This is a genomic window from Herbaspirillum sp. YR522 (genome assembly GCF_000282575.1).
Lineage (GTDB): Bacteria > Pseudomonadota > Gammaproteobacteria > Burkholderiales > Burkholderiaceae_D > Herbaspirillum.
In genome coordinates, this window is the sequence record NZ_AKJA01000024.1 from 1 (window position 1) to 25,297 (window position 25,297).

23 protein-coding genes are annotated in these 25,297 nt (G+C 65.5%); 7 read left to right on the plus strand and 16 right to left on the minus strand.

The genetic code is table 11. The features are described from left to right. The 7 genes from PMI40_RS04410 to PMI40_RS04440 all read left to right on the plus strand — a co-directional run. A partial coding sequence (locus PMI40_RS04410; RefSeq protein WP_008112556.1) for a lytic transglycosylase domain-containing protein occupies positions 1–649 on the plus strand: 649 nt, incomplete at its 5' end. Positions 650–682: 33 nt separating this feature from the next. Continuing rightward, positions 683–1,651, plus strand: a complete 969-nt coding sequence (locus PMI40_RS04415) for a complex I NDUFA9 subunit family protein (protein ID WP_008112558.1) — start codon at positions 683–685, stop codon at positions 1,649–1,651. A gap of 36 nt (positions 1,652–1,687) precedes the next feature. Continuing rightward, complete coding sequence (locus PMI40_RS04420; RefSeq protein ID WP_008112560.1) at positions 1,688–2,389, plus strand: glutathione S-transferase family protein; 702 nt, start codon at positions 1,688–1,690, stop codon at positions 2,387–2,389. Then, on the plus strand, positions 2,386–3,621 hold the full coding sequence (locus PMI40_RS04425) for a multifunctional CCA addition/repair protein (RefSeq protein WP_008112562.1): 1,236 nt from the start codon (positions 2,386–2,388) through the stop codon (positions 3,619–3,621). Before PMI40_RS04420 ends, PMI40_RS04425 begins: the two co-directional genes overlap by 4 nt. Before the next feature lie 8 nt (positions 3,622–3,629). Then, the gene (locus tag PMI40_RS04430) at positions 3,630–4,346 is read left to right on the plus strand and encodes a GNAT family N-acetyltransferase (protein ID WP_008112563.1); all 717 of its coding nucleotides are present in this window, start codon (positions 3,630–3,632) and stop codon (positions 4,344–4,346) included. An 89-nt stretch (positions 4,347–4,435) separates the two neighbouring features. Beyond that, a complete protein-coding gene (gene phhA, locus PMI40_RS04435; RefSeq protein ID WP_008112565.1) occupies positions 4,436–5,317 on the plus strand; it encodes a phenylalanine 4-monooxygenase in 882 nt (293 codons plus the stop codon). A gap of 496 nt (positions 5,318–5,813) precedes the next feature. Then, entirely contained in the window at positions 5,814–9,386 is a 3,573-nt protein-coding gene (locus tag PMI40_RS04440) for an indolepyruvate ferredoxin oxidoreductase family protein (RefSeq protein ID WP_008112566.1), read from the plus strand. 55 nt (positions 9,387–9,441) lie between these two features. Here the strand turns inward: PMI40_RS04440 and prmC are convergent, their stop codons facing one another. From prmC to PMI40_RS04520, 16 genes are all read right to left on the minus strand, one after another. Beyond that, complete coding sequence (gene prmC, locus PMI40_RS04445; protein WP_008112568.1) at positions 9,442–10,299, minus strand: peptide chain release factor N(5)-glutamine methyltransferase; 858 nt, start codon at positions 10,297–10,299, stop codon at positions 9,442–9,444. Position 10,300: 1 nt separating this feature from the next. After that, positions 10,301–10,777 carry a disulfide bond formation protein B gene (locus PMI40_RS04450; RefSeq protein ID WP_008112570.1) on the minus strand — a complete coding sequence of 159 codons (477 nt, stop codon included), beginning with the start codon at positions 10,775–10,777 and terminating at the stop codon, positions 10,301–10,303. 154 nt (positions 10,778–10,931) lie between these two features. Further along, a complete protein-coding gene (gene prfA, locus PMI40_RS04455) occupies positions 10,932–12,011 on the minus strand; it encodes a peptide chain release factor 1 (protein ID WP_008112572.1) in 1,080 nt (359 codons plus the stop codon). A 91-nt stretch (positions 12,012–12,102) separates the two neighbouring features. Beyond that, entirely contained in the window at positions 12,103–13,395 is a 1,293-nt protein-coding gene (gene hemA, locus PMI40_RS04460; RefSeq protein ID WP_008112575.1) for a glutamyl-tRNA reductase, read from the minus strand. 195 nt (positions 13,396–13,590) lie between these two features. Further along, positions 13,591–14,295 carry a response regulator transcription factor gene (locus tag PMI40_RS04465; protein ID WP_008112576.1) on the minus strand — a complete coding sequence of 235 codons (705 nt, stop codon included), beginning with the start codon at positions 14,293–14,295 and terminating at the stop codon, positions 13,591–13,593. 30 nt (positions 14,296–14,325) lie between these two features. Continuing rightward, positions 14,326–14,595, minus strand: coding sequence for a cell division topological specificity factor MinE (gene minE / locus PMI40_RS04470; protein ID WP_008112578.1), 270 nt, complete (start codon positions 14,593–14,595; stop codon positions 14,326–14,328). 1 nt (position 14,596) lies between these two features. Then, complete coding sequence (gene minD, locus PMI40_RS04475) at positions 14,597–15,412, minus strand: septum site-determining protein MinD (protein WP_008112580.1); 816 nt, start codon at positions 15,410–15,412, stop codon at positions 14,597–14,599. An 81-nt stretch (positions 15,413–15,493) separates the two neighbouring features. After that, positions 15,494–16,273, minus strand: coding sequence for a septum site-determining protein MinC (gene minC, locus PMI40_RS04480; RefSeq protein WP_008112582.1), 780 nt, complete (start codon positions 16,271–16,273; stop codon positions 15,494–15,496). A gap of 193 nt (positions 16,274–16,466) precedes the next feature. Further along, the gene (locus PMI40_RS04485) at positions 16,467–17,606 is read right to left on the minus strand and encodes a BMP family ABC transporter substrate-binding protein (RefSeq protein ID WP_008112585.1); all 1,140 of its coding nucleotides are present in this window, start codon (positions 17,604–17,606) and stop codon (positions 16,467–16,469) included. Between the two features lie 54 nt (positions 17,607–17,660). After that, positions 17,661–18,581 carry an ABC transporter permease gene (locus tag PMI40_RS04490; protein ID WP_008112586.1) on the minus strand — a complete coding sequence of 307 codons (921 nt, stop codon included), beginning with the start codon at positions 18,579–18,581 and terminating at the stop codon, positions 17,661–17,663. Positions 18,582–18,589: 8 nt separating this feature from the next. Next, positions 18,590–19,681 (minus strand): ABC transporter permease, encoded by a 1,092-nt coding sequence (locus PMI40_RS04495; RefSeq protein ID WP_008112589.1) that lies wholly within the window; start codon positions 19,679–19,681, stop codon positions 18,590–18,592. Then, entirely contained in the window at positions 19,674–21,221 is a 1,548-nt protein-coding gene (locus PMI40_RS04500; protein WP_008112591.1) for an ABC transporter ATP-binding protein, read from the minus strand. The genes PMI40_RS04495 and PMI40_RS04500 overlap by 8 nt, the downstream gene beginning before the upstream one ends. A 59-nt stretch (positions 21,222–21,280) precedes the next feature. After that, positions 21,281–22,060, minus strand: a complete 780-nt coding sequence (locus PMI40_RS04505) for an ABC transporter permease (protein ID WP_008112593.1) — start codon at positions 22,058–22,060, stop codon at positions 21,281–21,283. Between the two features lie 21 nt (positions 22,061–22,081). Continuing rightward, positions 22,082–22,867, minus strand: a complete 786-nt coding sequence (locus PMI40_RS04510) for an ABC transporter ATP-binding protein (protein ID WP_008112595.1) — start codon at positions 22,865–22,867, stop codon at positions 22,082–22,084. Between the two features lie 60 nt (positions 22,868–22,927). Continuing rightward, complete coding sequence (locus PMI40_RS04515; protein ID WP_008112597.1) at positions 22,928–23,962, minus strand: ABC transporter substrate-binding protein; 1,035 nt, start codon at positions 23,960–23,962, stop codon at positions 22,928–22,930. Between the two features lie 194 nt (positions 23,963–24,156). Continuing rightward, the gene (locus tag PMI40_RS04520) at positions 24,157–25,233 is read right to left on the minus strand and encodes a porin (RefSeq protein WP_008112599.1); all 1,077 of its coding nucleotides are present in this window, start codon (positions 25,231–25,233) and stop codon (positions 24,157–24,159) included. Between the last annotated feature and the right edge of the window lie 64 nt (positions 25,234–25,297).

Below are 25,297 nucleotides of genomic sequence, written 5' to 3' on the forward strand. Positions count from 1 at the left end.
GGTCCAGCACATCGCTCTGGCGGCCGCCGAATTCGCCCGCCAGAGCGATGTGCTGGACCGGATGGTCAATACCTCCGACCGCACGCGCGCCGAGTTCGATTTCACCCAGCGATTCCCGGCGCCGCACCTGCCGGAGATGAATGCCGCCACCCGCCCGCTGGGGATGGAAAACGCCTGGGTCTATGGCCTGATCCGCCAGGAATCGCGCTTCATCAAGTCGGCGCGCTCGCATGTGGGCGCCTCGGGCCTGATGCAGCTGATGCCGGGCACGGCCAAGTTCGTGGCCAAGAAGATCGGCATGACCGAATTCACGCCCGAGCAGGTCAACGACATCAATACCAATTTGCTGCTGGGCACCAGTTATCTCGACATGGTGCTCAACAACATGAATGGCTCCGAGACCCTGGCCACGGCAGGCTACAACGCCGGGCCCGGCCGCCCGCGGACCTGGCGCGCGACACTGCCGCGCACGGTCGAGGGCGCGATCTTCGCCGAGATGATTCCTTTCAACGAGACCCGTGGCTATGTCAAGAACGTGATGTCCAACGCGACGTACTATGCTGCGATGTTCGAGAACCGCCCGCAGTCGTTGAAGCAGCGCATGGGCAACATCGCCCCCAACGCGGACGTGGCGACCGACCTGCCCTGATCCGCTTGCGGGCCGCATTCCAGGAGGCAAGGCATGGCTGTACGCAATATATTGGTATTGGGTGGCACCGGTTTCGTCGGCACCCGGCTGGTCCGGCTGCTGGGCAGCAGCACCGACTATCGCGTGATGGTGCCGACGCGCCGCATCGAGCGCGCCAAGCATCTGCTGGTCTCGCCGGTGGTGTCGGTGGTGCAGGCCGATATCCATGACGACGGCGTGCTGTCGCAATTGGTGTCGCAGGCCGATGTGGTGATCAACCTGGTCGGCATCCTGCACTCGCGCCCGGCCCGCAAGGGCCAGGCCTACGGGCCCGACTTCGAGGCCCAGCACGTGGCGCTGCCGCGCCGCATCGTGGCCGCCTGCCTGCGCCACGGCGTGGCGCGCTACCTGCACATGAGCGCGCTGGGGGCAGATCCCCACGGGCCATCGATGTACCAGCGCTCCAAGGCCGCCGGCGAAGCCGAGGTGACGGCCCAGCCGGGGCTGCCGGCGGTGATCTTCCGGCCGTCGGTGATATTCGGCGAGGGCGACCGTTTCATCAACCTGTTCGCCGGGCTGCAGAAGCGTTTTCCGGTGCTGCCGCTGGGTTCGGCCGAGGCGCGTTTCCAGCCGGTGTATGTAGGTGACGTCGCGCACGCCTTCAAGCAGGCGATCGACCAGCCGAAACTGGCGGGCCAGTGCTTCGAGCTGGGCGGCCCGCGCGTCTACAGCCTGCGCGAGCTGGTGCGCCTGTCCGGCTGGATGGTGGGCCGCAACCGGCCGATCCTGCCCTTGCCGTCCTCGGCGGCATTGCTGCAGGCCTGGTTGCTCGAACACCTGCCGGGCAAGTTGATGAGCCGGGACAACGTGGCATCGATGCGGGTCGACAACGTGCTGGCCGCCCCGATGTCGAGCGCACTGCAATGGGTGCCGACCGCGCTGGAAGAGGCGGCGCCGCTGTACCTGATGCCGCGTAACGAGCAACGCCAGTTCGATCTTTTTCGCAGCAAGGCAGGGCGCTGACGCCGCGCCCGTCTTTCAACCTTCCACAGAGCCCTTATGCAAGATACAGAACTGGACCCGGTACTGTCCGAAGCGCTGAAGAAAGCCGGCCGGCAGATGCCCACGCTGGTGATCGGCAACAAGAACTATTCGTCGTGGTCGATGCGCGCGTGGGTGGCCATGACTGCCTTCGATATCCCATTCAAGGAAGTGCGGGTGCTGCTCGACCAGCCCGACACGGCCGCCGAGATCGCACGCTATACCGCCTCGGGAACGGTGCCGGTACTGCTCGATGGCGACACCGCGATCTGGGATTCGCTGGCCATCTGCGAATACCTGGCCGAGCAGTTCCCCGACCGCGCCCTGTGGCCGGCAGAGGCCGATGCCCGTGCCATCGCGCGCAGTATCTGCGCCGAGATGCATTCCGGTTTTACCGGCCTGCGCAGCGCCATGAGCATGGATATCCGCGGCCGTTATCCGGGCCAGGGACGCACTGCGGCGGCGCAGGGCGATATCGGACGGATCTGTGAAATCTGGGAAGAATGCCTGGCCCGGTTCGGCCATCACGATTTCCTGTTTGGCGATTTCTCGATTGCCGATGCCTACTACGCGCCCGTGGTGATGCGCTTTGCCAGCTACCAGGTGCCGCTGGCGCCGGCATTGCAGGCCTATGCCGATCGCGTGCGCGAGCACCCGGCCGTGGCGCGCTGGATCGCCGAGGCGCTGGCCGAAAAAGAAATCCTGCCCGATCACAAATGAAGATCTACACCGTCGGCGGCGCCGTACGCGACGGCTTGCTGGGGCTGCCGGTGAAGGATCGCGACCATGTGGTGGTGGGCGCCACGCCGCAGCAGATGCAGGCACTGGGCTACCGCGCGGTCGGACGCGATTTCCCGGTGTTCCTGCATCCCGAGACCCATGAGGAATACGCACTGGCCCGTACCGAGCGCAAGACCGCGCCCGGCTATCATGGCTTTGCCTTTCACGCCGCTCCCGACGTCACGCTGGAACAGGACCTGGCCCGGCGTGACCTGACCATCAACGCCATCGCCCAGGACCAGGATGGCAGCCTGGTCGATCCGTATCATGGCCGCGACGATATCGCGCAACGGCTGTTCCGGCACGTCTCGGAGGCCTTCGTCGAGGATCCGGTGCGGATCCTGCGGGTGGCCCGCTTTGCCGCCAGGTTCGCCGACTTCCGGGTCGCGCCCGAGACCAATGCCCTGATGCAGCGCATGGTCGCCGAGGGCGAGGTCGACGCGCTGGTGCCGGAACGGGTCTGGCAGGAGCTGGCGCGTGGCCTGATGGAGCAGCGCCCTTCGCGCATGTTCGAGGTGTTGCGCGCCTGCGGCGCCCTGCGGCGCATCCTGCCCGAGCTGGACGCCTTGTGGGGCGTGCCGCAACCCGAGAAATACCATCCCGAGATCGACACCGGCGTGCACGTGATGCTGGTGGTCGACTGGGCCGCCAGGCAGGGACATGCCTTGCCGATCCGTTTTGCGGCGCTGCTGCATGACCTGGGCAAGGGCAGCACCCCGGCCGCGGAGTGGCCGCGTCATCACGGCCATGAGGCGCGCAGCGCCAAGCTGGTCGAGCAGGTCTGCACGCGCCTGAAGGTGCCGGGCGAATGCCGCGACCTGGCGCTGATGACGGCGCGCGAACACGGCAATGTCGGGCGCGCCTTCGAGATGCGGCCGGCTACGCTGGTGACGCTGTTTGCCCGCTGCGATGCCTTTCGCAAGCCGCAGCGCTTTGTCGATATGCTGCGCGCGGCAGAATGCGATCATCGCGGTCGCACCGGCCTGGAGCACCTGCCGTTTCCGCAGGCGGCCTATCTCGAAGGGGCGCTCAAGGCGGCCCGCGAGATCGATGCCGGGGCCGTCGCCAGCCAGTACCAGGCGCAGCCGCAGAAGATCCAGGACGCCATCCATGCCGCCCGCAGCGAGCAGGTGGCAGCGTTCGTGGCGCTGCATCGTCCGGCCGCGGGGTGACTGCGGTCATGACGTCCTTCCTCGCCCGCTTCAGGCGCCGCGGCGGCGCGGCCCCGCCGCCGGCACAGCCCGAGCGCCCGCTGGTGTTCGTCAAGGAACTCTCGGCGCGCTCGCGGCGCCACCTGATGCGCCATTTCCTGGCGCTGGGCGAGGCAGACCGACTGCTGCGCTTCGGCTCCAAGCTGTCCGATGAGCTGGTGGTGCGCTACGCCGAGCAGATCGATTTCGAGCGCGATACCGTCTTCGGCGTCTACGACCGGCGCTTGCGACTGCTGGGGGTCGGCCACCTGGCGTTCGCGCCGCGTGAGAGCTCGCGCATCAGTGGCGCCACCATCAAGCCGGTGGTGGCCGAGTTCGGGGTCTCGGTATCGGCCGCGGCGCGCGGCATGGGAGTCGGCACGCGGCTGTTCCTGCGGGCATCGATGCGTTGTCGCAATGCCGATGTCGACACGCTCTACATGCATTGCCTCTCGTCCAACAAGGTCATGATGCACATCGCCAAGAAGGCCGGCATGGAGATCCACCGCGACTATGGTGAAGCCGACGCCTACCTCAAGATCAAGCCCGCCAATTCGGCCACCCTGTTCCAGGAAGCCATGCAGGAGCAGGTTGCCATGCTGGACTATATCGTCAAGGCCAACTTCAAGGCCTTGCTCAAGTGGGGCGCGCGGGTCACCGGCCTGGGCCAGCGTCGCAAGCCGGACGACCCGGCCGGCCCGCGCTAGGGCGGCACCAGGGCGGCGTTCTACGCGACGCACGTGGGCTGGCGCGCAATGGCGCATAATATGCGCCTCGCACCGACATCAGAGCTTTCATGAGCACCACCCCCGATACCGACGACTTCTTCGCCACCGTCGCCACCAAGTCCGACAGCGGCGCCCTGCGCGGCGACTACAGTGGCGCCGACGCCAACTACGTCGTGCCCCAGCACTGGGACCGCTACACCCCCGAGCAGCACGCGCTGTGGCGCCGCCTCTACCAGCGCCAGGCCAAGCTGATCCCGGGCCGCGCCTGCGACGTCTTCATCGACAGCCTCAAGGCGCTCGACGTGTCCCAGGGCATTCCCCGCTTCGACCGCACCAGCGAGGCCTTGCAGCGCGCTACGGGCTGGACGCTGGTGGCGGTGCCCGGGCTGGTGCCGGACCATACCTTCTTCGAACACCTGGCCAACCGCCGGTTTCCCGTCACGGTGTGGCTGCGCCAGGAGCATGAGTTCGACTATATCGTCGAGCCCGACGTGTTCCACGATTTCTTCGGCCACGTGCCCTTGCTGTTCAACCCGGTCTTTGCCGATCACCTGCAGGAATACGGGCGCGGCGGCCTCAAGGCGCTCAAGCTCGATGGCCTGGCATGCCTGGCACGGCTGTACTGGTACACGATCGAATTCGGCCTGGTGCAGAGCGAGCAGGGGTTGCGCATCTACGGCGCCGGCATCCTGTCCTCGGGGGGCGAGGTCGAGTACTGCCTCACCAGCGACAAGCCGCGTCGTATCCCCTTTGCGGCCGAACGTGTCATGCGCACGCTCTACAAGATCGACTCGTATCAGGAAACCTATTTCGTGATCCGCGATTTCGAACAGCTGTTCAACGATACCGCACCCGATTTCACCCCCTTCTACGAGCGCTTGAAGACCCTCGAACCGTTGCCGGCCAATAGCCTCCTGCCCGGCGAAATCGACCTGCCGCCGCTGCGCTGAAGCCCGACCCGAACGGTGGGCGAAAAAAAACGGATCTGACAGGGGAATGTCAGATCCGTATGAGCTAGTGGTGCTTTCAACACTAGAGGGGAGGAACCTTGCTCAGAGAATGGATACCATCGCTGTTCAAAGTGATTACTATTAAACGCCAGGCCAAACCCAGGTCCAATGGCTTTTACCGGTTGTTACACTCGCGTCTTGCTTGTAACACTTGGGCTCTTTTTTTTCAGCCGGAAATATTGTTGTTTTAGACTTTCCGGCATTTTCTTCTTCGCTCCCGCCCTTGCGCCGCACGACCTGCCGATTCGTTGCCGGCTTGCCAAAAAAAGCCTGAACGCCCTGCTGCACCGTACGTAGCGGCGTGCCCAGCCGTGTGCTAACTTGATTTACATAATATCGAAAGCGGGCTTACCGGTACCGACTTTCCCAGACCTGGCGCCAGAGGTGGCGACCGGACCATGTGAACCAAGAACACGATTTTTGGCACGGAGACTGCATGAACGCCCCCTTACCCAACGGCCAGCGCCTGCTGCTGGACGACGTTTCGCTGGACGACAAATACACGCTGGAGCGCGGTCGTGTCTTCATGACCGGCATCCAGGCGCTGGTGCGACTGCCTATCCTGCAGCGCCAATATGACCAGCGCGCCGGCCTGGACACGGCCGGGTACATCACCGGTTATCGCGGTTCGCCGCTGGGCTCGGTGGACCAGACCGCGGCCAAGGCCGCTCGCCACCTGGAGGCGCACCAGGTACGTTTTCATCCCGGCATGAACGAAGACCTGGCCGCCACCGCCGTGTGGGGCACGCAGCAGGTGAACCTGTTTCCCGGGGCACGACACGACGGCGTGTTTTCGTTATGGTATGGCAAGGGACCGGGCGTGGATCGCTGCGGCGACGTCTTCAAGCACGCCAACATGGCCGGTACGTCGCGTCACGGCGGGGTGCTGGTCATCGCCGGTGACGATCATGCGGCCAAGTCGTCGACCACGGCGCACCAGAGCGAGCACATCCTCAAGGCCTGTGGCATGCCGGTGCTGTATCCGGCCACGGTGCAGGAATATCTCGACTATGGCTTGCACGGCTGGGCCATGAGTCGTTATACCGGGCTCTGGGTGGCGATGAAGTGCGTGACCGACCTGGTCGAGTCGGGCATGTCGGTGGTGCTCGACCCACAGCGGGTGCAGACCCTGCTGCCGCAAGACTTCGAGTTGCCCCCGGGCGGGCTCAACATCCGCCTGCCTGACAGCGTGCTGGCGCAGGAAGCCCGCATGAACAACTACAAATGGTACGCCGCGCTGGCCTATGCCCGGGTCAACAAGCTCAACCAGATCATCTGGGACAGCCCGCGTGCGCGCATCGGCATCGTCACCGCCGGCAAGTCCTATCTCGACACCCGCCAGGCCCTGGAGGACCTGGGTATCGATGAGCAGGTGGCCGCCGAGATCGGCATCCGGCTCTACAAGATCGGCATGACCTGGCCGCTCGAAGCCGAGGGCGTGCGCCAGTTCGCGCAGGGATTGGACGAGATCCTGGTGGTGGAGGAAAAGCGCCAGATACTCGAATACCAGATCAAGGAAGAACTCTATAACTGGCGCGACGACGTGCGCCCACGGGTGGTCGGCAAGTTCGACGACACCGGCGAATGGAGCGGCTCGCATCGTGAAGGGCACGGCAACTGGCTGTTGCCGGCGACCTATGAATTGAACCCGGCGCAGATCGCACGCGCCATCGCCGCGCGGATCTCGCGTTACTTCGCCGGCCATCCGGTCGAGCAACGGGTGCGCGCCCGCATCGCCTACCTGGAAGCCAAGGAGGCCACGCTCAATATCAGCAGCCAGCCCGATCCCCAGCGCGATCGCATTCCCCACTTCTGTTCCGGTTGCCCGCACAATACCTCGACCAGGCTGCCCGATGGCAGTCGCGCCCTGGCCGGTATCGGTTGCCACTACATGGTGACCTGGATGGATCGTGAAAGCAGCGTCTTTACCCACATGGGTGGCGAAGGCGTGACCTGGGTCGGGCAGTCGCCGTTCACCAGCGAGCAACACGTGTTTGCCAACCTGGGCGATGGCACCTATTTCCATTCCGGCCTGCTGGCCATCCGCGCCTCGGTCGCGGCCAAGGTCAACATCACCTACAAGGTGCTGTTCAACGACGCCGTCGCCATGACCGGCGGCCAGGAATTCGATGGCCCGCTCGACGTGGCGATGATCTCGCGCCAGCTGGCTGCAGAAAACGTGCGGCCGATCATCGTGGTCACCGATGAACCCGACAAATACGCCGCCGACACCCGCTGGGCCGACGGCATCACCATCCGTCACCGCAGCGAACTCGATGCCGTGCAGCGTGAATTGCGCGAGGTGAGCGGAGTGTCGGCAATGATCTACGACCAGACCTGCGCATCCGAAAAGCGTCGCCGTCGCAAGCGCAATGCCTACCCGGACCCCGCCAAGCGGGCCGTGATCAACGAAGCGGTATGCGAAGGATGCGGCGACTGCAGCGTGCAATCGAACTGCCTGTCGGTGGAACCGCTGGACACCGAGCTGGGGCGCAAGCGCCAGATCAACCAGTCTTCCTGCAACAAGGATTTCTCGTGCGTCACGGGCTTCTGTCCCAGCTTCGTCACGGTCGAGGGCGGCAGGCTCAAGCGCCCGGCGCGCGCGGCCGGCGAAGCCGGTGCCGACACCACGGCGCTGCCGCATCCGCCACTGGCCCCCTTGGCCGCACCCTATGGCATCGTGGTGACCGGCATCGGCGGCACCGGCGTCATCACCATCGGCCAGATCCTGGCCATGGCGGCGCACCTGGAGGGGCGCGCCTGCTCGGTGCTGGACATGAGCGGCCTGGCGCAGAAGGGCGGGCCGGTGACTTCGCATGTGCGCCTGGCCGACCACGGCGAGCAACTGCACTCGACCCGCGTGGGTACCGGTGCGGCCGACCTGGTGATCGGCTGCGACGTGATCGTCACCGCCAACCGCGATGCCCTCTCACGCATGGGCGAGGGGCGCACCCGGGCCGCGGTCAATTCGACCCAGACGCCGACGGCGGCCTTCGTGCGCAATCCCGACTGGCAGTTTCCGCAAGCCTCGGCCGAGGGCCGTATCGCCGAGGCCTGCGGGCGCGACAACCTCGACCTGATCGACGCCGGGCACATTGCCACGGCGCTGCTGGGCGACGCCATCGCCACCAATATGTTCATGCTGGGCTACGCCTGGCAAAAGGGCTGGGTGCCGCTATCGGAGGCCGCATTGCTGCGCGCCATCGAACTCAATGCGCAACAGGTCGAATTGAATCGCCAGGCGTTTGCCTGGGGTCGCCTGGGGGCGCATGACATGGCCGGCGTGTTGGCCAGGGCCGGGCGCAATGGCACCCGGGCGCAGGTGATCGAGTTCAAGCGCACGCCATCGGTGGACGAATTGACGGCGCGCCGGGTGGCGTTGCTGAGCGCCTACCAGGATGCCGCCTATGCCCGCCGCTACAGCGACTTCGTGGCGCAGGTGAGGGCCGCCGAGACGGCCTTGGGCGAGGCCGGAAAAACGTTGAAGCTGACCCAGGCGGTGGCACTCTACCTGTACAAGCTGATGGCCTACAAGGACGAATACGAAGTGGCACGGCTCTATACCGATGGCGCCTTCGGCGCCAAGATCGCGGCCATGTTCGAAGGCGATATCCGGATCAAGTTTCACCTGGCACCGCCATTGCTGGCCAAGCGCGACGCGCAGGGGCATCTGGTCAAGCGCCAGTATGGGCCGTGGATGATGCGCGCCTTCGGCGTGCTGGCGCGCTTGCGGTTCCTGCGTGGCAGCGTTTTCGATCCCTTCGGCCATACCGAGGAGCGACGCGAGGAGCGGGCCCTGATCGAGCACTATCGCACCACCATCTCGGCCCTGCTGGCCAAGCTGGACGCCGGCAACCTGGCGCAGGTGGTGGCGCTGGCGCGCATTCCCGAGGAAATCCGCGGCTACGGCCATGTGAAGCAGCGCCATCTGCTGGCTGCACGTCAAAAGGAGGCGGATTTGCTGGCCGCCATCGCACAGCCGGAGGATGGCGGCAAAAGGGCTGCCTGAGGGCACGTAAGGCCCGGGTTATCGCTGGCGGCTAGGCGGCTAGGCGGCTTGCGTGTCAGTCGTGGCCGGCGTTACCTGGTTGGCGTGACAGCCGGCCGCCGCTGACCCGTTCTATCCCCGCCAGGTCGCGCCAGCTCTGCACCTCGCAAAAGCCGGACCGATCCAGGAGCGCACGCACGGCCGCAGCCTGGTCGTAGCCGTGTTCCATCAGCAGCCAGCCATCCTGGACGAGGTGTTGGGCGGCGCCGCCGACGATGGCGCGCAGGTCCGACAGGCCATCGCCATGATCGGTGAGGGCATCGATCGGCTCGAAGCGCAGGTCGCCTTGCGACAGGTGCGGATCGCCATCGACAATGTAGGGAGGATTGGAAGCGATGAGGTCGAAGCGTGCGCCCTGCAGTTCGTCGTACCAGTGGCTCAGGCGAAAATCGACGCGCACGCCGTTGGCCGACGCATTGCCGCGCGCGATCTCCAGTGCCGCGGCGCTGGCGTCGAGCGCGGTGACCACCGCATCCGGGCGGGCGTGGGCCACCGCCACGGCGATGGCACCCGAGCCGGTGCCCATGTCGAGCAGGCGGGCGCCGCATGGCAAGCGTTCCAGCGACAGCTCGACCAGCAGCTCGGTGTCGGGGCGGGGAATCAACACATCGGGCGTGACCCGAAACGCAAGGCCGAAGAACTCGCGCGCACCGACGATGTAGGCGATCGGCTCGCCCCCCAGGCGACGCTCGAACAGGGCCGCCAGCGCTTCGGCTTCGTCCACCGCCAGCTGGCGCTCGGACTGGGTGATCAATTGCACCCGCGTCAGGCGCAGGGCGTGGCACAGCAGGATACGGTTTTCCAGCGCATCCAGCGGCCCCGTCTTCAATACGCTGGCCAGGGTGCAGCCGACCCAGGGCGATACCGGTTCCATGTCAGCGCCGTTGCAAGGCCAGGCGCGCCAGCACCAGGCCCAGGATCACGAACCAGATCAGCGCCCAGGTCGGAATCTGCAAGCCCAATACCGGCGGCCATGGCGCCGAGCAGAAGCCGTCGGCCGAGAACATCTGCGGAAACAGCTTGGCCGGCAGGATCTGGTTCAACGACGTCTCCAACGGATCGACCCCGCACGACACGCCGGGATGGGCCTTGACCCACAGGTGCCAGCCGGCCGTGCCGGCGCCGCCGATGGCCGCCAGCAGGCCCAGGCCGGCACCGGCACGACGGGCACCGGGTGGCATGAAATACGCCAGCAGGCTGAACACGGCGACCAGCACGAACAGGTAGCGCTGGATCACGCACAGCGGGCAGGGCTGCATCTCTTCGACGATCTGCAGGTACATGGCAAAGCCGAGCAGCGCGATCGAAACCAGCGCCACCAGCAGATACAGGGGGGATTTGGATGTCTTCATGATGTTGTTCGCTTTATGCTGAAAAGCATGCGCCTGCCGGCCATGCCGAAAGCTGGATTGTAGTGGAGAGCCCGATGGTCATGCGCGTCGCCACCCCAATGGCGACTTGTTTGATGCAAGCGTCTTGGAAACCGGCATCGGGGTTTGGTTCCGCTCAGTCGTCGCCCAGCTGCGCCAGCAGCTCGGCCTGGTGTTCGGTGATGAGCGCCGCGGTCAGTTCGTCGAGATCGCCGTCCATGATGAAATCAAGCTTGTAGAGCGTCAGGTTGATGCGATGGTCGGTCATGCGCCCCTGCGGGAAGTTGTAGGTGCGGATCCGTTCGCTGCGGTCGCCCGAACCGATCAGCGACTTGCGGGTAGCGGCCTCTTTCGATTGCTGTTGGCGCAACTGCACGTCCTTGATGCGCGCGGCCAGCACCTTCATCGCCTGCGCCTTGTTCTTGTGCTGGCTGCGGTCGTCCTGGCATTCCACCACGATGCCGGTCGGCAGGTGGGTGATGCGCACGGCCGAATCGGTCTTGTTGATGTGCTGGCCGCCGGCGCCCGAGGCGCGATAGGTATCGATGCGCAGGTCGGCCGGATTGATGTCGACGTCCTCGACCTCGTCGGCTTCGGGCATCACGGCCACGGTGCAGGCCGAGGTGTGGATGCGGCCCTGGGTCTCGGTGGCGGGCACGCGCTGGACGCGATGGCCGCCAGACTCGAACTTGAGCCGCGAATAGGCACCCAGGCCGGCGATACGGGCAATCACTTCCTTGTAGCCGCCCAGCTCGGACTCGGACGCCGAGACGATCTCGACCTGCCAGCGCATGCGCTCGGCATAGCGGGTGTACATGCGCAGCAGGTCGCCGGCGAACAGGGCCGATTCGTCGCCACCGGTACCGGCCCGGATTTCGAGGAAGATGTTGCGCTCGTCGTTGGGATCCTTCGGCAGCAGCATCTTCTGCAGGTCGCCCTCGAGCGCCGCCATGCGCGCCCGGGCAGCGTCGATCTCGTCCTGGGCGAAGTCCTTCATGTCGGGGTCCGACAGCAGTTCCTGGGCGGTGCCGATGTCGGCGCCGGCTTGCACGTAGTCGTGATAGAGGGCCACCAGCGGACCCAGCTCGGCGTGCTCGCGGGTCATCTTGCGATAGACGTCCATGCTGGCGGTGGCGTCTTCCTGGGCCAACAGGCTGTTGAGCTCTTCGAGCCGCTCGGAGAGCTGGTCGAGTTTGGCGAGCATCGATGGTTTCATGGGCTAGGGACAGTAGGAGAATGAGCGCCGCGCCGGGGCGCAGGCGGGCAGGGCGCGCGGCGAGGAGCACGCGATCGGGGCAAGGGGGGCGCTAACGCTTGGTGCGGAACAACTGCGGCAGCAACGACACCAGTTGCGTGCGCTGTTCGCCTTGGGCGTGATGCAGGGCCTGTTGCGGGCCGTGCAGGAACTTGGCGGTGAGGCCCCTGGACAGGGCTTCGAGCACGGCGTCGATATCGTCGCCGCGCGCCAGCAGCTTGCGGGCGCGTTCCAGTTCGGCCAGGCGCAGGGTCTCACCGGTTTCATGCAGGTCCTGGATCAGCGGCACCATGGCGCGGGTATCGATCCAGTGCATGAAGGACTGCACCCGGTTTTCGATGATGGCCTCGGCCTGGGCCACGGCCGCCTGGCGGTTCTCGACACCGCTTTGCACCACGGTGGCGAGGTCATCGACCGTATAGAGGAAAACGTCGTCCAGGCGGGCGACTTCGGATTCGATGTCGCGTGGCACGGCCAGGTCGACCATGAAGATAGGCTTGTGGCGGCGCGCCTTGACGGCCCGCTCGACCAGCCCCAGGCCGATGATCGGCAGCGACGAGGCAGTGCACGAGACGACGATGTCGAAGCGGGATAGCTGCGCCGGCAGGTCGGCCAGCCGGATGGCGCTGCCGTTGAAGCGATGCGCCAGCGACTCGCCGCGCTCCATGGTGCGGTTGGCCACCGTCAATGTCTTCGGGTTCTGCGCCGCGAAGTGGGTGGCGCACAGCTCGATCATCTCGCCGGCACCGATGAACAGTACGTTCTGGCCCGACACCGAATCGAAGATGCGTTGCGACAGGCGCACCGCAGCGGCCGCCATCGATACGCTATGCGCGCCGATCTCGGTGGTGGTGCGCACTTCCTTGGCCACCGCGAAGGTGCGCTGGAACAACTGGTGCAGGTAGGTACCCAGGCCGCCGGCGGCATCGGCCTGGCGTACGGCGTCCTTCATCTGGCCCAGGATCTGCGGCTCGCCCAGCACCATCGAATCGAGCCCGGAGGCGACCCGGAAGGCGTGGCGCACGGCATTGTCCTGCGGCAGGGCGTACAGGAAAGGGCGCAGGTCGGCGTAGGCAATGCCATGATAGTCGGCCAGGAACTGGGCCGTGCGGTCGATCGCGAAGTCGACCCCGTCGGCACCGGCGGCGGCAGCGGCATACAGTTCGGTGCGATTGCAGGTCGACAGGATCGCCGCTTCGCCGGCCGAGACGATACGGTCGTGACCGCCAAACCACGCGCGCGCCGCTGCCACCGCCTGACCGATCTGGTCTGCGGGGAATGCCACTTTTTCGCGCAATGACACCGGCGCGGTAGTGTGGTTGAGTCCGACAGCGAGCAAATGCATGGAATGACGCGGCGAGGGGCCGATGAGCTTGTATCGATGGCCTGGATCGGCCTTTTAAGACAGCGCAATTATACCCGCTGCGCAACTGGCCGTTGGCCGGCCCCCCGTTTTACCCCGCCGGGCGTGACCTGGATCAGTGTTTTGACTGCCTCGCGGGGCGCTGGCGCAACAGTTTGCCCCGCGGCAACCCGGCCGTCAGGCTGACGACGCTGCCTGGGCCGCCTGGTCCAGCCGTTCCAGCTGGTAGCCATAGCCATACACGGTGGCCAGCCGGTAGCCGTGCTGCGGCGTGAGGGCCAGCTTGTTGCGCACGCGCGAGACATGGGTATCGATGGTGCGGGTGGGCAGTTCGGGTTCGGGACCCCATACGCGCTCCTGGATGAAGGCGCGCGACAGCGGTCGTCCCAGGTTCTGCAGCAGCAGCATGGCCAGTTCCGCCTCCTTGCGTGTGAGCGTGGCCTGCAGTGTCGGCGTGCCAGGGCGGCTGACCTGCAGTCGTTGCAGGTCGAAGCTGAATTCGGCCAGTTGCAGTGTGTTCGGCATGCCAGGATCGGGATCGCTGGCCTGCAACAGCAGGCCCAGGCGCAATGCCAGTTCGCTGCGGCGGATCGGTTCCAGCACCAGGTCGTCGGCGCCCGCAGCGCGCAATGCGTGCAGCAGTGCGCCATCGTCGCCGGTGGCCAGGATCAGGAAGGCGGGCAGGCCGTGGCGCACCAGTTCGACTACCGCGGCCGGGTCGTGTCGCACGCAATCGAGGTCGACCAGCATCACGGCGACATCGGCGCCGGCCTGGGCCGCCGCATCGCAGCTGTCGCACACCACGCAGGCGCGCGCGGCTGCCAGCTGCCGCAGCAGGGCGATGGGCTCGGGCCGGCGCGACAGGATGCCGATCTTCTTCATCGCAATCTGCGCCCGCGAGGACGCATCACGTCAGGCGGGGGGCGTTTCGGCGTCAGGCAACACCACGTTCACGTCGAGCACTTCCAGGTTGCCCTGGCGGTCCAGCGAGATCTTGATGTCGTCGGCGTTGACCTTGGTGTACTTGGAGATGACCTCGATCAGTTCCTTGTGCAGCGCCGGCAGGAAGTCGGGACCCTGGCGGCCGTTGGAGCGTTCACGCGCGATGATGATCTGCAGCCGCTCTTTCGCCGCTACCGCGCTCTTGGGCTTGGTCGGAAACAGGAATGAAAGCAGCGACATGTCACTTACCTCCGAAGATACGCTGCAGCAGGCCCGGCTTTTCGTAGTTGGTGAAACGCATCTCGACGGTTTCGCCGAGGAAGCGCGACACCAGGTCCTGGTAGGCCTGTGCGACGTCGCTATCCTTCAGGTGGATGGCCGGGCTGCCCTGGTTGGACGCCGCCAGCACCGATTCGGACTCGGGAATGATACCGATGAGCGGAATGCGCAGGATCTCCTGGACGTCGGTAAACGACAGCATTTCGCCGCTTTCGACGCGCTTGGGCGAATAACGGGTGATCAGCAGGTGTTCCTTGACCGGTTCGCCGCCGGCCGAGGCGCGGCGCGACTTGGCCTGGATGATGCCCAGGATGCGGTCGGAGTCGCGCACCGACGACACTTCGGGGTTGGTCACCACGATGGCCTCGTCGGCGAAGGTCAGCGCCATCACGGCGCCATGCTCGATACCGGCCGGCGAATCGCAGACGATGTATTCGAAATCCATCTTCGAAAGGTCGTCGAGCACGCGCTCGACGCCTTCCTCGGACAGCGCGTCCTTGTCGCGGGTCTGGGAGGCCGGCAGGATGAACAGGTTGTCGCAGTGCTTGTCCTTGATCAGGGCCTGGTTCAGCGTGGCCTCCTTGTTGATGACATTGATCAGGTCGTACACCACGCGGCGTTCGCAACCCATGATCAGGTCCAGGTTGCGCAGGCCGACGTCGAAGTCGATCACGGCCGTCTTGTGACCGCGCATGGCCAGGCCCGATGCGAAACTGGCGCTCGACGTCGTTTTGCCGACGCCGCCCTTACCGGATGTCACGACGATGATTTTTGCCACAAAACACTCCTTGATAAAAGACAGATGCGCCAGACGCCGACGCGATATTTGAATAGTTGTCAGATCCGTGCCGCCGCCGGCCTAGGCCACCGGCATGGGCAGCACGTCGATGCGTTCGCCGTCGAGCCGTACCTGCACCTGCTTTCCCTTGAGTTCGGCCGGATGGCCGTTTTCAAAGGTTCGATAGACTCCAGCGATCGAAACCAGTTCCGCCTCCAGCGACTGCGCGAAGATGCGCGCGGTGGTGTCGCCCGAGGCGCCGGCCAAGGCCCGCCCGCGCAGCGGCGCGTAGACGTGGATGCAGCCGTCGGCGATGATCTCGGCGCCGTTGTTGACCGCCGCCATGATGACCAGGTCGGCGCCACGCGCATAGATGCGCTGGCCGGCGCGCACCGGCGTATCGATGATCATGGTGGACGCCGCCGGCGCGCTCGGCTGCTGCGCCGGCTGGGCCACCGGCGCCGGGGTTGCCACCGGGGCCGGTTCCGGCGCCACCGGTGCGGGCGCGGCGTCCTGGGCACGGGCGTTGCTGGCGCCGGCGCCGGCCGGGTTGTCGATCGCCAGGCCATGCGCCACGATGGCCTGCTGCAAGTCTTGCGGCGCGTGGCGCACCGCCACGGTATTGAGTCGGAATCGCTTGAACAGCGTCACCAGCGCGGTCCAGTCGATGCCGGCCAGCGCCTCGCCCGGCAGGTTGCCGACATCGAGCACCGCAAATTCGTCTTCGAAGAAGTCGGATACGCCGCCGGTCATCTCCTTGAGCGCCTGCTCCAGCACCGTCGGATCGGTCTCGTGAAGAATTGCCGAAATGGCAACTACGGTGGAGATCTTGATATCGATGGGTTTGCGGTTTTTTTGCATGGATCCTGGGGCGTGGAACGGCGAATGCGCGGGCCGGTCGACCGCGCGTAAATATTTGGCGTGAATTATACAGCCAGCTTAGCCGCCGATAGCGGCGTGCCGGGGCTTTTCGGCGCGCCGCAATGAAAACGGCCGGGGCGTCTGGCGACGCGCCCGGCCGTGGCCGCAGCAGTGCTGCCGGGTCCGCAAGCGATCAGCCAGGCACCTTTCCGTCCACGCCCTCGACATAGAACTTCACGCCATGCAGGAAGGCGTCGTCGGCCACCGCATCCTTGGCCAGCACTTCTTTTCCGGTGTTGTCCTTGATCGGACCTTTCCAGATCGGCGCGCTGCCATCGACGATGCCCTTTTTGCGCTCGTCCAGCAGGCTCTTGACGTCGGCCGGCAGGTCGGCGTTGTAGGCGCCGAGGTCGATGCCGCCTTCCTTCAGGCCGAGCCAGGTGGTGCCGGTCTTCCAGGTGCCATCCAGCGCCGCCTGCACGCGGGCGTTGTAGTAGACGCTCCAGTTGATGATCGAAGCCGCCAGGTGGGCCTTGGGGCCGAAGCTGGTCATGTCGCTGTCCCAACCGAAGGCGTACACGCCTTTTTCCTGTGCGGTCTGCACGACGGCTGCCGAATCGGTATTTTGCATCAGCACGTCCACGCCCTGGCCGATCAGGGTGGTGGCGGCTTCGCGCTCCTTGCCCGGGTCGAACCACTTGTTGACCCACACCACGGCGGTGGTGGCCTTGGCGTTGACCGAGCGCGCGCCCATGGTGAAGGAATCGATATTGCGGATCACTTCCGGGATCGGCACCGAGGCCACCACGCCCAGCTTGCCGGACTTGCTGAGCTTGCCGGCGGCCACGCCTGCCAGGTAGGCACCTTCATAGGTGCGCACGTCGTACTGGGCCAGGTTGTCGGCGGTCTTGAAGCCGGTGGCGTGTTCGAACTTGACGTCGGGGAAGTCCTTGGCGACCTTGAGCATGGCTTCCATGTAGCCGAAGGTGGTGCCGAAGATCAGCTTGTTGCCGTCGGTGGCCAGTTGGCGGATCACGCGTTCGGCGTCGGCCGCCGATTCGGGCACGTTTTCCACGAAGCTGGTCTTTACCTTGTCGCCGAACCTGGCCTCGACCGCACGGCGGCCGGTGTCGTGGGCGAAGGTCCAGCCGGCATCGCCGACCGGCCCGACATAGACGAAGGCCACCCGCAGCGGAGCGGCGGCGGTGGCGGCCGCCGTCGGCGCCGCGGCCGGTGCGGCAGCGGCCGGCTCGTCCTTCTTGCCGCAGGCGATCAGGCTGGCTGCGGCCAGGGTGGCGAGCATCGCCAGCGAGGCTCTGCGTGAAATAGTCATGGTGTTCTCCCTCGGGTCAGTGGTTGGGTTGGCTTGCGACGTTAAAAGAATGGCTCAGGAAGCGCCGGGGCGGAACGGCTTGCCCAGCGAAGCCGGCATGTTCAGGCGGATCCAGTCGGGATTGCGCGAGATCAGCGCCAGCACCACGATGGTGGCGACGTAGGGTGCCATCGACAGGATCTGCGGCGGCATCGTCACGCCCATGCCCTGCAAATAGAACTGGGCGATGGTGACGCCGCCGAACAGCAGCGAGCCGAGCAATACGCGGGCCGGGCGCCAGGTGGCGAAGGCCGTCAATGCCAGCGCGATCCAGCCGCGTCCGGCCACCAGGCCCTCGACCCACATCGGGGTATAGACCAGCGACATGTAGGCACCGGCCAGGCCGCAGCAGGCGCCGCCGAACAGCAGCGCCGCATAGCGGATGCCATGCACCGAATAGCCCAGCGCATGGGCCGACTCGGGCGACTCGCCCACCGCCCGCAGCACCAGCCCGGCGCGGGTGCGATAGAGGAACCAGATGCAGGCCAGGCATAGCGCCAGGGCCAGGTAACTCATCCAGTGCTGGTGGAACAGCGCCGGGCCGATGAACGGCAACTGGCCCAGCCACGGCACCGGATTGGTCTGCGAAGGCAGCGCCAGTCCGACGAAGCGCTGGCCGACGAAGGCCGACAGGCCGATGCCGAAGATCGACAGCGCCAGGCCGGTGGCCACCTGGTTGGTGGCCAGGGTCAGCGCCAGCCAGGCGAACAGGCTGGCCATGAGCATGCCGCACACGGCGCCGGCGACGAATCCCAGCAGCGGGCTGCGGGTGGTATAGCCTACCGCGAAGCCGGCGATGGCGGCCACCAGCATCATGCCTTCGGCGCCCAGGTTGAGCACCCCCGAGCGTTCGTTGATCAGCAGGCCGATGGCGGCCAGCAGCAACGGCGTGCCGGCGTTGATGGAAGCCGCGATGAGAGGGGCGAGTTGTTCCATGTCGATTCCTAGACGCGCTTTTTCCAGGCCAGCCGATAGTCGATCAGCGTGTCGCAGGCCAGCAGCAGGAACAGCAGCATGCCCTGGAACACGCCGGTGATCGCCGCCGGCAGCCCCAGGCGCGACTGTGCCAGTTCGCCGCCCAGGTACAGCAGCGACATGATCAGTGCGCCGAAGATGGTGCCCAGCGGATGCAGGCGGCCGATGAAGGCGACGATGATGGCCGCGAAACCGTAGCCGGGCGACACCGACGGCAGCAACTGCTGGATCGGGCCGGCGATCTCGAAGGCGCCGGCCAGCCCGGCGAAGCCGCCCGAGACCAGCAACGACACCCACAGCGCCGAACGGGCCGAAAAACCGGCATAGCGTGCCGCATGCGGTGCCACGCCGCCCACCATCAGCGAAAAGCCGCGCAGGCTGCGGGTCATGAAGACCGTCATGGCCAGCGCCGCCACGATGGCTACCGCAAAGCCTGCGTGCAGGCGGGTACCGGTCAACAGTACCGGTAGCATGAAGACCTCCGAGAACACCTTGGACTGCGGGAAGTTCATGCCGTTGGGGTCCTTGAGCGGACCGTTGACGGCATACATCAGCAGCAACTGGGCAATATAGGTCAGCATCAGCGAGACCAGGATCTCGTTGGCGTTGAAGCGGTCGCGCAGCAGCGCCGTGATACCGGCCCAGAATGCGCCGCCCAGGATCCCCGCCAGCACCATCAACAGCAGGCCGGCGCCGCCCGGGATGGCCTGGCCAGGCACATCCAGCCACACCAGCATGGCGCCGGAACACATCGCGCCGACCGTAAACTGGCCCTCGGCGCCGATGTTCCAGATATTGGCGCGAAAGCACACCACCAGCCCCAGCGCGCACAGCACCAGCGGAATCGACTTGAGCAGCAATTCGCTGATGGAGCGCCTGGTGGCGAACGGATCGACCAGGAATACCTTCAGCCCGGCCAGCGGGTCCTTGCCCAGCGCCATCAACAGCAAGGCCCCCAGCACCAGCGTGAGCACGATGGCCATCAGCGGCGAGAGATAGGTCATGGCGCGCGAGGGCGCACCCCGCAGTTCCAGCCGCAACGGCAGCGACAGCTTAGCCATGCGTCACCTCCGCGGCCGGCGAGGCGTCGTCCCACAGGCCGCTCATCCAGACCCCTACCTGTTCCCGGGTCGCTTGCTCGATCGATACCGAGGGCGAAAGCCGGCCCTTGGCCATGACGTGCAGGCGGTCGCACAGGGCAAACAATTCATCCAGTTCTTCCGAGATCACCAGCACCGCGCAGCCTTCTTGCTTGAGTTTGAGAATCCCGCCGTGGATCTGCGCCGCCGCGCCCACGTCCACGCCCCAGGTCGGTTGCGCCACGACGAACACGGCCGGCTTGCGTTCCATCTCGCGGCCCACGATGAATTTCTGCAGGTTGCCGCCGGACAGGCTCTTGGCGCTTGCGTCCGGTCCGGCGGCCTTGACCTTGAAGCGCTCGATGATGGCCGCCGCCGCGCGCCGGGTAAAGCCGAAATCGATCATGCCGTGCTTCACATAGGGTGTCTTCTGGTGCGACAGCAGCATGTTGGCCGTCAGCGACAGCGCTGGCACGGCACCGCGGCCGAGCCGCTCTTCGGGCACCAGCCCCAGGCCCAGCGCGCGACGCGGGTTGGGCGACAGGTGCCCGACCGGGTTGTCGGCCAGCATCAGCATGTGGGGCGCGGCGCGCTGGTCTTCGCCCGACAGCGCCGCCAGCAGTTCTTGCTGGCCATTGCCCGACACGCCAGCGATGCCGACGATCTCGCCAGCCCGCACTTCGCATTCGATGTCGTGCAGCTCGGTGGCGAACAGGTGCGCCTTGGGCAGCGACAGGCGGTTGACATGCAACTTGCGTTGGCTGCGATGCGACTGCGGGTTGCGTGCCCGCTGCAGTCGCACCAGTTCATCGCCGATCATCATGCGCGACAGGCTGGCGCTGGTTTCCTGGCGCGGGTCGCAGGTGCCGGTGACGCGACCGCCGCGCATGACCGTGGCGCTGTGGCACAGGGCCCGGATCTCGTCGAGCTTGTGGCTGATGTAGAGGATGCTGCAACCTTCGTCGGCCAGCCGGCGCAAGGTGACGAACAGTTTCTGCACCGCTTGCGGCGTGAGCACCGAGGTCGGTTCATCCAGGATCAGCAACTGCGGATTGGTCAACAGCGCGCGCACGATCTCCACCCGCTGGCGCTCGCCTACCGACAGCGTGTGCACATGCCGCTGCGGTTCCAGTTCCAGGCCGTATTTCTCGCCGGTTCGGGCGATGCGCAGGGCCAGGTCCTTGAGGTCGGTGGCGGCTTCCAGCCCGAGCGCGATGTTCTCGGTCACGGTGAGGGTATCGAACAGCGAGAAATGCTGGAACACCATGGCGATGCCCAGCTTGCGCGCGGCCTGCGGATTGGTGATCTGCAGCGCGTTGCCGTTCCAGCGGATCTCGCCGGCATCGGGCTTGACCGCGCCGAAGATGATCTTCATCAGGGTCGACTTGCCGGCGCCGTTCTCGCCCAGTACGGCATGGATCTCGCCCGGGGCGACCGCCAGGCTGACGTCGTCGTTGGCCAGTACGCCAGGATAGGCCTTGCTTATATGGCGGATATCAAGACGGAGGGGCGCTGCGCTCACGGGATTTTCCTGTGGTTCGTGGTTGGGCGGGCGTTATCTTAACCGCGAAAGCCGGATCGTCACTTGCCCCGGTGGGCCCAGCCGGTGGTGCGCCGCTCGATGACGGCAAACAGTTCGTACATGGCCATGGCCATGGCGCCGATCACCACCAGGCCGGCAAAGGCCAGCGGCATCTTCATCGATGAACCGGCCGACACCAGCAGATAGCCGATCCCTTCGTTGGAGGCATTCATCTCGGACACCGTGGAGCCGACGAAGGCCAGCGTGATGGAGACCTTGAGCGAAGCGAAGAAGTAGGGCATCGAGCGCGGCAGCCCGACCTTGAGCAGGATATCCATGCGACGCGCGCCCAGTACCCGCAGCACGTCTTCCAGTTCCGGTTCGAGCGTGGCCAGGCCGGTGGCGATGTTGACCATGATGGGGAAGAACGAGATCAGGAACGCGGTCAGGATCGCCGGCCCGGCGCCAATGCCGAACCACACCACCAGCACCGGCACGAAGGCGGCCTTGGGCAGCGCATTGAAGGCGGTCATGAGTGGATAGGCGGCGGCATACAGCAAGGGCGACGAGCCGATCAGGAACCCCAGCGTGACGCCTACCGCCACCGCGATGGCGAAACCCACCATGGTGACCCAGAAGGTCGACATGGCGTGTTGCGTGATGGGGCCGGAGAATTCGATCATCGCCTGGATGATCGACATCGGGCTGGGAAAGATGAAATCCGACACCTGCCAGACGCTGCAGATGAATTGCCACACGCCGAGGATGACGAGTAGCAGGATCCATGGCGCCAGGGTGGTGGCGGCGCGGTTCAGTTTGCCGTTGAACGGGTTTTTCATGGGATGTCCTGTGGCGGCCGGTCAGGTATTGCGCACATGGCCGATGTGCTCGCGCAATTCATGCACCAGCGCATTGAAGCCATCGGTATAGGTGGTGTCGAGCTCGCAGGGGCGCGGCAGCGGGTTTTCGCGGCGCACCACGATGCGTCCCGGGCGCTTGCTCATCACGTAGATGGTATCGGCCAGGAAGGCCGCCTCCCGCAAGTCGTGCGTGACCAGGATGACGTTGAAGCGGCGCTCGGCCCACAGGTCGCGCAATACGCACCACAGTTCCTCGCGGGTGAAGGCGTCGAGCGCGCCGAAGGGTTCGTCCAGCAGCAGCATCTTGGGTTCGTGGATCAGCGCGCGGCAGATCGATGCGCGTTGCTGCATGCCACCCGACAGCTGCCACGGAAACTTGTCGGCATAGCCCTCCAGCCCGACCGTCTTCAACAGCTTCAGGGCGCGTTCGGTGTACTCGGCCTTTTTCTTCTTGAAGTCGCGCCGGAACGGCTCGACGATCTCCAGCGGCAGCAGGATGTTTTCCAGCGTGCTGCGCCACGGCAGCAGCGTAGGCGCCTGGAACGCCATGCCGACGAACTTGAGCGGGCCGGTCACGGCCTGGCCGTCGATCACGACGCTGCCCCGGTTGGGTTGCTTCAGGCCCGTGGCCAGCTTCATGAAGGTCGATTTGCCGCAACCGGAGGGACCGACGATGGCGATGAATTCCCCGGCCCGTGTCTGCAGGTCGATGTCCTCGACGGCAAATTCGGAGGCGCCGTCATAGGCCAGGTAGACATGACGAAAATCGACGAAGGGCTCACTCATAGACTTGGCTTTTTCACTGGTAGGACAAGGCGGGCCGACGCCGGGCGCCGGCCCCGGAGACTACTTGGGCAACACGTCCAGCTCGGCCTTGGATGGCAGGAAGGCGCCGTTCCAGACGCGCTCGGCATTGACCCGGGTCTTGGTGCCATAGGCATCCGAGACTTGCGAGGCCATCAGCGTCAGGCGCGGACCATAGACCTGTCCGTAGCCTTCGGACTTGGCGTGCGGCGTGGCGATGGCGCTGGCGATGGCCAGTTTGAGGCGACGCAGCTCGAGCTTTTCATCGATCAGGCCATCGCGTTCCTTGACCACCTTGATGGCGGCTTCGGGGTTGGCGATGACGTCGCGGGTGGCCTTGGCAAAGGCGCGCAGGAAAGCCTTGATCGCTTCCGGCTTCTGGCGCGTCATGGCTTCGGAGGCGATGATGGCGTTGCCGTACAGGCGTACGCCGTAGTCCGGGTACATCATCACTTCGACATCTTCATCCTTGATGCCGCGCGCGTTCAGGTTCAGCAGCGACGTGAAATAGAAGCCGGTGATGGCGTCCACGTCGCCGCGTGCCAGCATGGTCTCGCGCAGCGGCGGGTCCATGCTGATCCAGTTCGCCTTGGCCGCGTCGAGGCCATTGGCCTTGGCGAAGATCGGATAGGCGCGGCGGCCGGCGTCGAACACCGGCGCGCCCAGCTTCTTGCCGGCCAGGTCGGCGGGTTTCCTGATGCCCGATTTCTTGAGCGAGAACACGGCCGCCGGGGTGTCGTTGTAGACCATCATCACGCCCACCGGCTTGGCCGGCGCATCGGGATTGTTGGCCACGAATTCCATCAGGGCGGCCATGTCGGCAAAGCCCATGTCATAGGTGCCCGAGGCGACCCGGTTGACGGCGTTGCCCGAGCCGTTGCCGGCGTCGATGGTGACGTCCAGTTTTTCCTGGGCGAAGTAGCCACGGGCCTTGGCCACCAGGAACAGCGCGGACGGGCCTTCGAAGCGCCAGTCGAGCTGGAATTTGATCTTGGTCTCTTGCGCGAAGGACGCGCTGGCCGATACCAGGCCGATCAGCAGTGCCGCCGAGCAGCCGAGGAAACGGAAAGGACGCATGGGAATCTCCCGAATAGCGATGAATGAAATTGGAAAAAAAGCGACGGGAACCGCAATGCGCACAGGCCAGCACGGCAGCGCGCATTCCGGTATTACGGTCCCCGCCCAAGGTCAGCCTCAAGACGGCAGGTCGGCCCAGAAGGAGTCGCCGACCTGCTTTACTACCCTTCTACAACAACTGCCACGACGGTCGATCAGAAACGGTGACGCATGCCCAGGCCGAACGACACACCGCTGCCGGTGGTGGAGACCTTGTCGTTCATGACGATGGCGTACAGGTCGGTGCGCTTGGACATGAAGTAGTCATAGCCCACCGAGGTGGTGTTGCGCGCCACTTCACGCGCCAGCAGGTCGCCGGTACGCTTGGTGCGGGCGAACCCGGCCAGGATCGAACCATTGCCCACCGGCGCCGACAGGCCCGCGCTGTAGACCTTGTCCTTGGCTTGCGGCGCACCGGCGGTAGTGTCCTTGCTGGTCTGGAAGGTGCCGTACAGCTTGACCACCTTGAAGTCGTAGGTGGCACCCACCATCCAGGTCTTCTGGCGGGTGATGCTGGCAAATGGGGTGGTGGCGTCGATGATGGCCGAACCCGAGTTGGGGTTGCTGACCTGGGCATCGAAATACAGGCCGGTCAATGCCAGGCCGCCATTGAAGTAGAGCGCGTTGACGCCGACGTTCTTCTTGCCGTTCTGGCCGGCCACTTCGCCCAGTTGGTAGTGGACGTTGGCCTGCAGGCCGCCGACCTTGGGCGTGGTATAGACGATCTGGTTGCTCCAGCCGCTGTCGGCCGCGTTGGCCTGGGTCCAGGAACGGGCGCCGAAGTTGCCGGTGGGGGTGTAGACGTGCAGCACCAGCGGCGAGAAGGTAAACGAATCGCCGAACGGGTTGAACAGCACGGTGGGCAGGAAGCTTGGCGCCAGCCCGCGGCCCAGGGCGATCTTGCCATAGCTGCCGACCAGCCCGATGTTGGCGTCGCGCGAGAACAGGTTGTCGCCCGAGAAGCGGCCCGAGGCGCCGGTGTCGGTCTGGAAGAACGAGGTCAGGGCGAATTCCGCCTTCATGCCGCCGCCCAGGTCTTCACTGCCCTTGAAACCGATCCACGACGTCGTCAGGCCACCCGAGTTGACGACCGCGCGGCTCTTCTCGCCGCTGTTCTTGATGCTGCCCATATAGGCGTCGACCAGGCCGCTGACGGTGACGGTCGATTGCGCCATCGCGCCGCTGGCCACGACACAGGATGCCAAGGCCAGTGCCAAACGAGTTTTCTTCATTACGCTCCCCAGTTCAAAAAGACGCCGGACACCTGGTCCGGCAGATTCAGGTTTTCCGTTCAAT